9 protein-coding genes are annotated in these 11,796 nt (G+C 64.1%); 3 read left to right on the forward strand and 6 right to left on the reverse strand.

The annotated features are described in order from the left end of the window. Nucleotides 1–57 precede the first annotated feature (57 nt). From ToN1_RS04960 to ToN1_RS04970, 3 genes are all read right to left on the reverse strand, one after another. Nucleotides 58–2,553, reverse strand: a complete 2,496-nt coding sequence (locus tag ToN1_RS04960; protein ID WP_169207831.1) for an ABC transporter permease — start codon at nucleotides 2,551–2,553, stop codon at nucleotides 58–60. Between the two features lie 31 nt (nucleotides 2,554–2,584). Beyond that, nucleotides 2,585–3,751 carry a M20 aminoacylase family protein gene (locus ToN1_RS04965; RefSeq protein WP_169207830.1) on the reverse strand — a complete coding sequence of 389 codons (1,167 nt, stop codon included), beginning with the start codon at nucleotides 3,749–3,751 and terminating at the stop codon, nucleotides 2,585–2,587. A 158-nt stretch (nucleotides 3,752–3,909) separates the two neighbouring features. After that, nucleotides 3,910–5,382: a hypothetical protein gene (locus ToN1_RS04970; RefSeq protein ID WP_169207829.1), complete on the reverse strand. Its 1,473-nt coding sequence runs from the start codon at nucleotides 5,380–5,382 to the stop codon at nucleotides 3,910–3,912. A 140-nt stretch (nucleotides 5,383–5,522) separates the two neighbouring features. On the opposite strand from ToN1_RS04970, the gene ToN1_RS04975 reads away from it, so the two are divergent. Together ToN1_RS04975 and ToN1_RS04980 are read left to right on the forward strand one after the other, a co-directional pair. Beyond that, nucleotides 5,523–6,317 carry a thymidylate synthase gene (locus ToN1_RS04975; RefSeq protein WP_169207828.1) on the forward strand — a complete coding sequence of 265 codons (795 nt, stop codon included), beginning with the start codon at nucleotides 5,523–5,525 and terminating at the stop codon, nucleotides 6,315–6,317. Continuing rightward, nucleotides 6,314–6,814, forward strand: a complete 501-nt coding sequence (locus ToN1_RS04980; RefSeq protein WP_169207827.1) for a dihydrofolate reductase — start codon at nucleotides 6,314–6,316, stop codon at nucleotides 6,812–6,814. Before ToN1_RS04975 ends, ToN1_RS04980 begins: the two co-directional genes overlap by 4 nt. Before the next feature lie 51 nt (nucleotides 6,815–6,865). Here ToN1_RS04980 and ToN1_RS04985 read toward each other — a convergent pair whose 3' ends face one another. The 3 genes from ToN1_RS04985 to apbC form a co-directional block, all read right to left on the reverse strand. Next, nucleotides 6,866–9,118 carry an arginine/lysine/ornithine decarboxylase gene (locus tag ToN1_RS04985; RefSeq protein WP_169207826.1) on the reverse strand — a complete coding sequence of 751 codons (2,253 nt, stop codon included), beginning with the start codon at nucleotides 9,116–9,118 and terminating at the stop codon, nucleotides 6,866–6,868. Between the two features lie 143 nt (nucleotides 9,119–9,261). Further along, complete coding sequence (dcd, locus tag ToN1_RS04990) at nucleotides 9,262–9,828, reverse strand: dCTP deaminase (RefSeq protein ID WP_169131086.1); 567 nt, start codon at nucleotides 9,826–9,828, stop codon at nucleotides 9,262–9,264. A gap of 111 nt (nucleotides 9,829–9,939) precedes the next feature. After that, complete coding sequence (apbC, locus tag ToN1_RS04995; protein ID WP_169207825.1) at nucleotides 9,940–11,031, reverse strand: iron-sulfur cluster carrier protein ApbC; 1,092 nt, start codon at nucleotides 11,029–11,031, stop codon at nucleotides 9,940–9,942. Nucleotides 11,032–11,197: 166 nt separating this feature from the next. On the opposite strand from apbC, the gene ToN1_RS05000 reads away from it, so the two are divergent. After that, a complete protein-coding gene (locus tag ToN1_RS05000; RefSeq protein ID WP_244860965.1) occupies nucleotides 11,198–11,770 on the forward strand; it encodes an OmpA family protein in 573 nt (190 codons plus the stop codon). Nucleotides 11,771–11,796: the final 26 nt, after the last annotated feature.

Consider the following 11,796-nt stretch of genomic DNA (forward strand, 5'->3'; position numbering starts at 1 on the left):
AGTGTCTTTTTTTTGAGAACTACATTGAAATGAATGTTGTTCGTCGCTGTTATGTCATCATGCCAAGCGACGCAAACTTGCCGTAGGCGAACGGGCAAGAAGCTTGCGGGTCCCGATCCATCCTGCCGCGACCACCGTGAAAGCGCTTGCAAGCATTGCCCCCCCCAGAGACACAGGATTGGGCACATAGGGCATGTCGAACGCGTAGCGCGCGAGAATCCATCCCAAGATGGCAGCCCCACCGCCGGCAAGCCCACAGGCGAGTCCGGCAAGCGCGACAAACTCTGTCACCAGCGCCCGACGCAAATGAGCGTTGCGGGCTCCCAAGGTTCGCAGCATCGCAAGTTCGTAATCACGCTCGTCATGCGTCGACTGCAGCGCCGAAAAGAGCACGAGGAAGCCCGACAACACCGCGAACGCGAATACACTCTCGACGATGAGGATGAGCTTGTCGGTCATCGCACGCATCTGGGCGATGACTGAGTCGATGTCGATGATCGACAGATTCGGAAACTCCCTCACCAAGTCGGTCGTGAATCGCTGATCACCCGGAGGCAAGCGGAAGCTGGTGATGAGACTTGCCGGATCTTCCTCCAGCACACCCGGCGAGGCGATGAAGAAGAAATTCACACGCATCGAATCCCACTTGAGATCACGGATGCTGGTGATGGGAGCCTCGACAAGGCGGCCGGCGACGTTGAAGCGCACGCGATCTCCCACCTTTAGCGAAAACGTCTCCGCCAGACCGCGTTCGACCGAGAACTGCGCAGCAGTATCCGTCCCGTGCCAGCGCCCGCCGACCACAACGTTCCCGTCGGGCAGCCCGCTTCCGTAGCTCAGATTGAATTCCCGCTCCGCAAGGCGTCGCGTGCGCTCGTTATCGTAGTCGTCCGGGCGAACCGATTTCCCGTTGATCGACTCCAGTCGGCCACGAATCATCGGACGAATATCCGGTTCCGGGAGTCCACGGGCGAGAAACGAGGTCGACAATGCTTCGCGCTGATCCGGCTGGATGTTGATCACGAAACGGTTGGGTGCGTCGGGCGGCGTCATCCCGCGCCAGTCGTCGAGCAGGTCGGCGCGGACGATGGAGAGCAGCAACAGGGCCGTCATGCCCACTCCCAGCGCGACGATCTGGACAACGCTCGCGCCAGTCCTGCGCACAAGAGACGCGATGCCATACCGCCAACCGCCTCCGCCAAGTGACGCGATTCCCCTCAAGCGGCCCAGAAGGTGCAGGAATCCCGCGGCAAATGCGGCGTACAGGGCAAGCGCAATGGCGAAGCCACCAGCAACCTGCGCACCAAGCCGCAGGTCTTGGGCGATCCAGAATACGAGGACCAGCAAGGCCAAGACGCCTGCCCCCCACGCGGACGCACTGCGTCCTTCCACCAGCACGATCTCGCGTCGCAGGACGCGAAGGGTCGAGACGCGACCGAGGCGCAGGAGCTGGGGAAGAACGAATCCAACAAGCAGCATTACCCCAACAGCGATCCCGTGGGCGAAGGGCACAAGCGAGGGAGAAGGCAAGGTGGTGTTCATGATCTGGACGAGGATCCGCGCCAACCCCAGTTGCACCGCCCAACCGAGCGATGCGCCGAGCGCCGCCGCTGCCAGTCCGAACAACGCGAATTCACCCACGACGATCGACACGACCTGCGTCTGCCGAGCTCCCAGGCAACGCAACACCGCACAGGCGTCCAGGTGTCTCTGCATGAAGCGACGGGCGGAGATACCTATCGCAACGGCCGCGAGGATCACCGTCAGAAGTGCCGCGAGGCGCAGGAAGCGTTGGGCCTGGTCGAGGGCATTGCGCACTTCGGGCCGGGCATTCTCGATGCTCTCGAGCGTTTCGCCGCGCCCCAAACGGGTTTTCGCCCAACGCTCGAATGCAGCGACGGCGTCGGGCTCGCCTGCGACGTGGAGTCGCCACGTTGCCCGGCTGCCCTGAATCAGAAGGCCTGACTCTGCAAGGTCTTCGACATTGAAAATAGCGCGGGGAAGCAGGCTGAAGAAATTGGCCCCACGGTCGGACTCGAAGGTCACCGTTCCCCCGACCTTTAACTCCAGGCGCCCCAGCCCGACGCGGTCACCGACCGCCACGCCGAGCGCGGCCTGCAGGCGCTCGTCGAGCCAGACCTCGCCGCGCGCGGGGATGCGATCGACGATGGCGTCAACGTGAGCGGGCTCCGTCGCGATCCGGATGTGGCCGCGCAGTGGGTAGCCTGCGCCGACGACTTTCACACCAGCCAGCTGCGCCGCGGTTTCGGTGCTCACCATGCTGGTGAACAACACTGTGCCGGTATGCCGCAGCCCCAGGCGCCCTGCCTCGCTGCGATAGCTTTCGTCCCACGGGTGATCGGCCCTCAGCAGCAGATCGCCGCCCAACAACTGGTTCGCTTCGCGATCGAGTCCGCGGCCGACGCGGTCGGCGAGGAAGCCCACGCTGGTCAGGCAGGCCACCGCAATCACGATGGCAAGGCCCAACAGGTGGAGCTCCCCCGCCCGCAGGTCGCGCATCATCATGCGCAGGGCGAGGCGTAGGGTATTCATGCGCGGGTGGACGGCGCGTACCGCCAAAGGTTCAGGCTTTGGGCAACAGGCGCCTTACGAGTTCGACCCAGTAGGCGACGCCGAACGGAATGATCGCGTCGTTGAAATCGTAGTGCGGGTTGTGGAGTGTGCATCCACCCTCGCCGGGACCGTTGCCTATCCACACATAGCACCCCGGCTTGTGGCGCAGGTAGAAGGCAAAGTCTTCAGCCCCCATGCTCGGAGGCAGGTCGGTCAGCACGCTCGCACCAGGGAGGCTACCCACCACCGCGGCACAGAGCTCGGCCTCATCCGGGGTGTTGATCGTCGGCGGATAGCCGCGGCGATAATCGACCTCGACATTGACGCCGTGGCTCGCGGCGACACCCTGGGCAATACGCGCGATAGCCGCCTCGATGCGGTCCTGCACGGCCGCGCTGAAGGCACGCACGGTGCCACACAGCTTCGCCCGATCCGGAATGACGTTGTAGGCTTCGCCGGCATGGAACTGCGTCACGGACACAACGGCCGAATCGAGGGGATCGAGGGTGCGGCTGACAACGGTTTGAAGCGCCTGCACCAGCGCGGCACCGGCAATGATGGAGTCGGTGCCGAGGTGCGGCATCGCGCCATGCGCCCCCTGGCCGCGGATCTCGATGTCGAAACGGTCCGCACTCGCCATCACGGGCCCGTCATGCACGGCAAAGTGGCCGGCGGGCAGGCCCGGCCAGTTGTGCATGCCGAAGATGGAGGCCATCGGAAAACGCTCGAAGAGGCCGTCGTCGACCATCGAGTCGGCGCCGCCCTCGCCCTCTTCCGCGGGCTGGAAGATGAAATACGCAGTCCCGTCGAAGTCGGGGTGAGCTGCGAGCACCTCGGCGGCACCGAGCAGCATCGTCGTGTGACCGTCGTGGCCGCAGGCATGCATGCAGCCGGCGTGCTGCGATACGTGCGCGAAGTCGTTGCGTTCCTGAATGGGCAGGGCATCCATATCGGCGCGCAGGCCGATGGCACGCAGGCTGCGTCCGGCCTTGAGCACGCCGACGACCCCGGTGCCGCCCAGGCCGCGATGCACGTCGATACCCAAGACTTCAAGGCGGCGTGCGACGAGCTCCGCGGTGCGGTGTTCTTCGAATGCGAGTTCGGGATGAGCGTGGATGTCGCGCCGCAGCGCGGTCAACGCAGGATGGCATTGCCGGATTTTTTCGGGGATGCTCATGGCCTCACCTGTCGTCGCAGGTTTGCGATGCGTTCGTCTGTCGGGGGAACAATCCAAGTTTAATGGGCATCGCGCCGCGCGTCGATGTCGCCTGCTCGCTCCTGGCTGCGACGAACACTCCCTTCAGGGGGATCGTCGGTGGTGCGCGTGCAACATCATCAGAGGACCTGATAGACGCGTAGCTCGAATCCTTCCCCCGTATAGCAGGCATCTAGGGGTTTGAGTTTCTGCACACCGCCGTTGCCCGTGACAAATAGAGGCAGGTCGGGGGCGCCAAACTCACGCGGGGGCGCAATCACCCGCACAGCTTCCCCGCGTCGCAGCGGGTCGCACAGCAGCACGTCCGCGGGCCGGCGCCCGTCGTCCACATGGGCGAGCATCGGTTTGCGCGACAGGATCTCCAATCCCAGGTGCGCACTGTCGTCGTCCCGAGCCCAGGATCGCCGCACCAAGGCAAGCTGCCACCCCTGCCCGTCGACGGGATGAATCCCGACGAGTTGGCCAATGCTTACCGAGCCGTTCGCAGCAATCGCCCCCACCCCGCCACGACTGAGGTCGCGAAGGCGCCATTCTTCCCTGCGAACGCCGTGTTCGCCCCCGAACACTTTTCGCAGTTCGTCGATACCGGCGACAGCCGCAAGCACGCCCTCGATCAGGTGGCGCCGGTGACGCCTGACTGGCAGGGCCGCGGACCAATGCCGCAGGAGATGATCCAGGGCCTGGAGGTGTAGCGACGCGGTTCTGCCGTCCGACGAGAAAGCCGAGGGCTGTTCGTCGCCGATGGCGCGAGTCCGGGCTTCACGGAACATCTCCGGAGCGAATCCGGGCGAGAGGAACCAAGCCCCCGCCATAGCCTCCACTTGGCCGACGAGTCGGCATGGGCCGCTCCCCTCCTGCGGTGCGACCCAATGGGTTGCCCCCTTGAAGGCAGCGGGCTCGAAACTCGCAACGGGTACGGCCTGGTTCAGCAATCGACCCACGGAACTCAGCAATCGCGGCGCCAGGACATCGAGCGACGCAGTGCACGCAGCAAGTGCTTTTACGTAGTGGAATTCGACTGACGCTTCGGCCCCCGTTTCCGCCAGCGTCGGGCTTTCGATCGCGGGGTCGCGCTCGCGCACCGCGTGCAGGAAAGCCACCCCCAGCCAGCGCCACACATGGGGATGCGGCGGCCCACCGCTGCATCGCTCCCAAATCACGCGCTCGGCTCCGGCACGAACGAGCCGCAACCGGAGCGCGGCAGCGACATCGGACTGCCCGGCGCCCTCGCAGTCTCCATCGCATTCGGCCAGGCTGTGCTGGAGCTGATCCAAGAGACCGCCGGCAAGGTCGCGCACCGCATGGAGCAGCGGGCGGCAGTCGCGCGCGTCCTCGAGTGTCGCAAGCGTTTCACGAACGCGCCCGATGCACGCGATAACGGAATCGTCAATGCACCCAAGGGCGCGGCGGCCACCCGCAGGATCGGGCGTGCCCGCTCGGGAAAACGTCGCCAGCTCCCGTTGCAGCCCCCTGATCTCACCGAGCAGCTCGGAAAGCCTCGCGTAATCCGCCCCGCCACTGACCGTCGCCCGTGCCGCCTCGGCCCGGGCAATGATCGGCTCCTGCGGCTCACGACCTCCTTGGCTCACCACGCAATCTCCATTAGCTTCGTGTCCGCCAGGACACGGCGGTTTTGTAACAAGGCTAACACATGCCGACGACAGTAATTCGTGATGGCTTGTACGCCGGGCCTACGATGTAGAATCGCGCTCTCTCTGCGACGGACTCATGCATGAAACAGTATCTCGACTTGATGCGGCACGTTCTCGAACATGGCCACCCGAAGTCGGACCGCACCGGCACCGGCACGCTGTCGGTGTTCGGCTGGCAGATGCGCTTCAACCTCGACGAGGGCTTCCCCCTGCTGACGACGAAGAAGCTGCACACGCGATCGATCATCCATGAGCTGCTCTGGTTCCTGCAGGGCGACACGAACATCCGCTACCTGAAGGAAAACGGCGTCTCCATCTGGGACGAATGGGCGGACGCCGAAGGCGACCTCGGACCGGTGTATGGAAAGCAGTGGCGGCGCTGGGAGACTGCCGATGGGCGGACGGTGGACCAGATCGCGCAGCTGATCGACGGCCTGCGGTGCAACCCGGATTCGCGGCGCCACATTGTCTCGGCGTGGAATCCGGGCGAGGTCGAGGGCATGGCGCTGCCGCCGTGTCACGCCCTGTTCCAGTTTTATGTCGCAGGCGGACGCCTGTCCTGCCAGCTGTATCAGCGCAGCGCCGACATTTTCCTCGGCGTGCCATTCAATATCGCGTCCTATGCGCTGCTGCTGTTGATGGTTGCGCAGGTATGCGATCTCGAGCCGGGCGACTTCGTGTGGACCGGGGGCGACTGCCACCTCTACCAGAACCACATCGAGCAGGCGAGACTCCAACTTTCGCGCGACACGCGCCCGCTGCCGAAGATGAAGACAAACCCGGACGTAAAGGATATTTTTGCTTTCCGCTTCGAGGACTTCACGCTCGAGGGCTACGACCCGCACCCCCACATCAAGGCGGAAGTGGCGGTATGAGCGCGACGCAGACCGAAGTCGTGCTGATTGCGGCGGTCGCCCGCAACGGGGTGATCGGCCGGGACAACACACTGCCCTGGCGGCTGAAGGCGGACCTCGCGCACTTCAAGGCGACGACGGTCGGACACCCGGTGCTGATGGGCCGCAAGACATGGGAATCGCTGGGCCGGCCACTGCCGGGACGGCGCAACCTGGTGGTGACACGCGACGGGTCGTATGCGGCCAGCGGGGCGGAGGTTTTTGCCAGCCTCGACGACGCCCTTGCGGCCACGGCTGGCGGGAAGGTGTTCGTGATCGGCGGGGCGGAGATCTACCGCCAACTGCTGGAGCGCGCGGATGCGCTGGTGCTGACCGAGATCGCAGCGGAGGTCGATGGCGACGCCTTCTTCCCCGCCTTCGACCGTTCGCGCTTCACCGAAACCCGCCGCGAGTCGCACGCCGCGGACGCGAACAACGAATTTCCCTTCGACTTCGCCGAGTACCGGCGCAAGCCCTGATCCGCGCCGGGTGCCGCGGCGATATCCCGCCGCGGCATCACCCCGAACTGCTCAGTCCTGCCTGACGCAGTCGACGAAGTAGTCGACGCGGTCGTTGGACTGCTCGCGCACGAATCCGTGGATGTCCGTCTCGAAGCCCGGGAAGGCGGCATTGAAGTCGCGCGCGAACTTCAGATAGCGCACGATCGTCGTGTTGAAGCGCTCGCCCGGAATCAGCAGCGGGATACCCGGCGGATAGGGGGTGACGAGCATGGCCGTGACGCGCCCTTCGAGCTCGTCGATCGCCACACGCTCGATCTCGCGGTGGGCCATCTTGGCGAACGCGTCCGCAGGCTTCATCGCCGGCACCATGTCCGAGAGATACATCTCGGTGGTCAGGCGTGCGACGTCATGCGTCTTGTAGAAGGAGTGGATCTGCGCGCAGAGATCCTTCAGGCCGACCTTTTCGTAGCGCGGATGCTTGGCGATGAAGTCGGGCATGATGCGCCACAGCGGCTGATTTCGGTCGTAATCGTCCTTGAACTGCTGCAGCTCGGTCACCAGCGTGTTCCAGCGACCCTTAGTGATGCCGATGGTGAACATGATGAAGAAGGAGTACAGGCCGGTCTTCTCGACGATGATGCCGTGCTCGGCCAGATAACGCGTGAGGATGCCGGCGGGGATGCCCGACTCGTCGAAGTCGCCGTCGACGTCGAGGCCCGGGGTGATGATCGTCGCCTTGATCGGGTCAAGCATGTTGAACCCGGGGGCAAGATTGCCGAAACCATGCCAGCGGTCACCGGCATTGAGCATCCAGTCCTCGCGCGTGCCGATACCCTCCTCAGGAAGATACTCCGGCCCCCACACCTGGAACCACCAGTCGTCGTCGCCGAACTCGGCATCGACCTTGCGCATCGCGCGACGGAATTCGACGGCCTCGGACAACGACTCCTCGACCAGTGCGGGCCCGCCCGGAGGCTCCATCATCGCGGCCGCGACATCGCACGAGGCAATGATCGCGTACTGCGGCGACGTCGAAGTGTGCATCAGGTAGGCTTCGTTGAAGATGTCGCGATCCAGCTTGCAGGTCTGCGAATCCTGCACGAGGATCTGCGAGGCCTGCGACAGACCCGCGAGCAGCTTGTGCGTCGATTGGGTCGAGAAGATCATCGACGTCTCGCAGCGCGGGCGATCGGCGCCGATGGCGTGATAGTCGCCGTAGAAGTCGTGGAACGCGGCGTGCGGCAGCCAGGCTTCGTCGAAGTGCAGCGTGTCGATCTGGCCGTCGAGCATCTCCTTGATGGTCTCGACGTTGTAGACCACGCCGTCGTAGGTCGACTGTGTGATCGTGAGGATGCGCGGCTTCTTGCTCGCTGCCTCGCGGGCGAACGGATTGGCCTCGATCTTGCGCTGGATGGTCTCCATCCGGAATTCGTCGATCGGGATGGGGCCGATGATGCCGTAGTGGTTGCGCGTCGGCGTGAGGAACACCGGCACTGCTCCGGTCATGATGATGGAGTGGAGGATGGACTTGTGGCAGTTGCGGTCGACCACCACGATGTCGCCGGGCGCGACCGTGGTGTGCCACACCATCTTGTTCGAGGTGGAGGTACCGTTGGTGACGAAGTAGAGGTGGTCGCAGTTGAAGATGCGCGCGGCGTTGCGCTCGGAGGCCGCAACGGGGCCGGTGTGGTCGAGCAGCTGGCCGAGCTCCTCGACCGCGTTGCAGACGTCGGCGCGCAGCATGTTCTCGCCGAAGAACTGGTGGAACATGTGGCCGACCGGGCTCTTCAGGAAGGCGACACCACCGGAGTGGCCGGGGCAGTGCCAGGAGTAGGAGCCGTCGGCGGCATAGTGAACGAGGGCGCGGAAGAACGGCGGCGGCAGGCTCTCAAGGTAGTTCTTGGCCTCGCGCACGACGTAGCGGGCGATGAACTCCGGCGTATCCTCGAACATGTGGATGAAGCCGTGCATCTCGCGCAGCACGTCATTGGGGATGTGCCGGCTGGTACGGGTTTCGCCGTACAGGAAGATCGGGATGTCGGCGTTGCGGAAGCGGATTTCCTCCACGAAGGCGCGCAGGTCGGCGATGGCCTTGTCGGACGCTTCCGGTGACGAAAACTCCTCGTCGTCGATCGACAGGATGAAGCCCGACCCCTTGCTCTGCTGTTGCGCAAACGAGGTCAGGTCGCCATAGCTGGTGACGCCCAGCACTTCCATGCCTTCGTCCTGGATCGCCTGCGCAAGGGCGCGAATGCCGAGCCCGCTCGCATTCTCGGAGCGGAAGTCCTCGTCGATAATGATGATCGGAAAATGAAAGCGCATTCCAGTTTCTCCAGCTTGCTGCCCTGCGGCATACGGGAATCATACCCGTGAGTGGTTTGGCCCCGTATTACCGGAAAGTACAAAGGGCCGTCAGACGGCCCCTGTCGATGTTCGCTCCGCGCGCGACGGATCGTATGGGTGGATCAGATCTTCGGCAGCGTCACGCCGGTCTGGCCGAGGTACTTGCCGCCCCGGTCCTTGTAGGACGTGTCGCACACTTCATCCGACTCGAAGAACAGCATCTGCGCGACGCCTTCGTTTGCGTAGATCTTCGCCGGCAGCGGCGTCGTGTTGGAGAACTCGAGCGTCACGTGGCCCTCCCACTCGGGTTCGAGCGGCGTGACGTTCACGATGATGCCGCAGCGCGCATAGGTCGACTTGCCGAGGCAGACCGTCAGCACGCTGCGCGGGATGCGGAAGTACTCGACGGTGCGGGCCAGCGCGAACGAATTCGGCGGGATGATGCAGACGTCGCCGACGAAGTCGACGAAGTTGCGGGCGTCGAAATCCTTCGGATCGACGATCGTCGAGTTGATGTTGGTGAAGATCTTGAATTCGTTGGCGCAACGGACGTCGTAACCGTAACTCGACGTACCGTAGGAGACGATCTTGCCGCCGTCGTTGTGGCGCACCAGCTCGGGTGCGAACGGCTCGATCATCCCTTGCTGTTCCGCCATGCGGCGGATCCACTTGTCGGACTTGATGGACATGGGGGCGCGTTTTCCTCGGCGACCTATCCGGCACCGGCCGGACGCGAAAAATCCGCGTAGTTTAGGGCAAGCGCCGCCGGATCAAAAGACAAATCCAACGGCGCCCGCGCATCAGGTGTTCTTGACCACAATATTGGGGAATTTGTGGGTCATGTCCTTGGCCTTCTCGGCCACCCGCACAGCCACTTTTCGCGCAATTTCGCGGTAAATGCCGGCGATGCGTCCGTCGGGATCGGCAATGACGGTGGGCGTGCCGCGATCGGCCTCCTGGCGGATCTGCAGGTCGAGCGGAAGGGCACCGAGGAAGAAGGTGTTGTAATCCGCGCAGAGCTTTTCACCGCCGCCGGTACCGAAGATGGGCTCCTCGTGACCGCAGTTCGAACAGATGTGGATGCTCATGTTCTCGACAACGCCAACGATCGGCACGCCGACCTTTTCGAACATCTTGAGGCCCTTGCGCGCATCGAGCAGCGCAATGTCCTGCGGGGTGGTGACGATCACCGCACCCGTGAGCGGCACGCTCTGCGATAGGGTGAGCTGGATGTCGCCGGTGCCCGGAGGCATGTCGATGATCAAGTAGTCGAGATCCTTCCAGTTCGTTTCCTTGAGCAACTGGTTGAGCGCCTGGGTGGCCATGGGGCCGCGCCACACCATGGGCGTCTCGACATCGACGAGGAAACCGATGGACATTGCCTGCAGGCCGTGCGCTTCCAACGGCTCCATGGTCTTGCCGTCGAGCGAGTGCGGTTTGTGCTCGCCGATGCCCAGCATCTGGGGTTGAGACGGGCCGTAGATGTCGGCATCGAGGATGCCGACGCGCGCGCCCTCGGCCGCCAGCGCGAGGGCAAGGTTGGCGGCGGTGGTGCTCTTGCCGACACCGCCCTTGCCCGAGGCCACTGCGATGATGTTCTTGACACCCGGCAGGAGCTTCACGCCCTGCTGCACCGCATGAGCGACGATCCTGCTGCTGACTTGGACGTCGACCTTTTCGACTCCTGGCAACGCGCGCACGGCATCGACCGCAAGGTCGCGAATCAGCGCGAATTGCGTGCGGGCGGGGTAACCCAGCTCGATCTCGAAACTCACGCTCCCGCCGGACGCCTGGAGGTTACGGATGCACCGGGCCGACACGAGGTCCTTGCCGGTATTCGGATCGACAACGCTTTTGAGCACTTCGGTAACGGACTCGGGGGTGAGACTCATGACTGGCTTCCTCGGGATCAGGGGCCCGCATGCGGGGCGACAAGAACTGCATCATACCGAAGGCGGCGCCGGCGCTCACCCTCGGGCGCAAAATGGTCATTCGGCTGCGCTCGACGGGGTAAAATCCGCGCCTTGCACGACTGCCATCTTTGAGGACATTCCGAGCATGACCCGTTTCCAGGCATCGGCGCTTTCCGCGTTGATCGCGCTGCTTTCCGCTTGCGCCACATCCGCCGATCCGCATCATGAAACGGCATCTCCAACGAAGATCACTCGGGCGCCGGTCAGCAATCTGCCCAACGTAGACTGGAGCGCGGAGCGGGCGCGGATCACGCGCGCGCTGGCGGGTGCCGGCGATCTATCGGTAATCGCGCGCAACGACGGCAACCTGCAAATCCTGATTCCCGGCGCCGAAGCCTTCGCCCGTGACGGCATCGAACCTCGTTCCAGCCTCCGCGCAACGCTCGACCGCATCTCGGACGTGCTGAACGAGACGCCGGGGACCGAGATCCTGGTGATCGGTCATACCGACGGTGTCGGTAGCGAGTTGCACAATATGCAGCTCTCGATCCGCCGCGCGGAGGCGGTCGTCGAATACATGCGCGTGCGCGGCATCGCCCTGACGCGCCTGCAGGCCGACGGTCGCGGCGAAACGGAGCCGTTCGCCGACAACGGCACCGAAGCAGGACGCGCGAAAAACCGCCGCGTCGAGATCATCGTCCGCCCCTTTGCCCGCTAGGTGCGCCGACCGCTCAATATGGCGCG

Origin of the sequence: Aromatoleum petrolei, from assembly GCF_017894385.1 — a bacterium.
GTDB classification, from domain to species: Bacteria; Pseudomonadota; Gammaproteobacteria; order Burkholderiales; family Rhodocyclaceae; genus Aromatoleum; species Aromatoleum petrolei.

What these genes read in the sequence shown, in the direction of transcription:
- ToN1_RS04980 (WP_169207827.1), top strand. Translation starts at nt 6,314, where the DNA reads ATGAGCGCGACGCAGACCGAAGTCGTGCTGATTGCGGCGGTCGCCCGC.
- ToN1_RS04965 (WP_169207830.1), bottom strand. Translation starts at nt 3,751, where the DNA reads ATGAGCATCCCCGAAAAAATCCGGCAATGCCATCCTGCGTTGACCGCG.
- ToN1_RS04960 (WP_169207831.1), bottom strand. Translation starts at nt 2,553, where the DNA reads ATGAATACCCTACGCCTCGCCCTGCGCATGATGATGCGCGACCTGCGG.
- ToN1_RS05000 (WP_244860965.1), top strand. Translation starts at nt 11,198, where the DNA reads ATGACCCGTTTCCAGGCATCGGCGCTTTCCGCGTTGATCGCGCTGCTT.
- ToN1_RS04975 (WP_169207828.1), top strand. Translation starts at nt 5,523, where the DNA reads ATGAAACAGTATCTCGACTTGATGCGGCACGTTCTCGAACATGGCCAC.
- apbC (WP_169207825.1), bottom strand. Translation starts at nt 11,031, where the DNA reads ATGAGTCTCACCCCCGAGTCCGTTACCGAAGTGCTCAAAAGCGTTGTC.
- dcd (WP_169131086.1), bottom strand. Translation starts at nt 9,828, where the DNA reads ATGTCCATCAAGTCCGACAAGTGGATCCGCCGCATGGCGGAACAGCAA.
- ToN1_RS04985 (WP_169207826.1), bottom strand. Translation starts at nt 9,118, where the DNA reads ATGCGCTTTCATTTTCCGATCATCATTATCGACGAGGACTTCCGCTCC.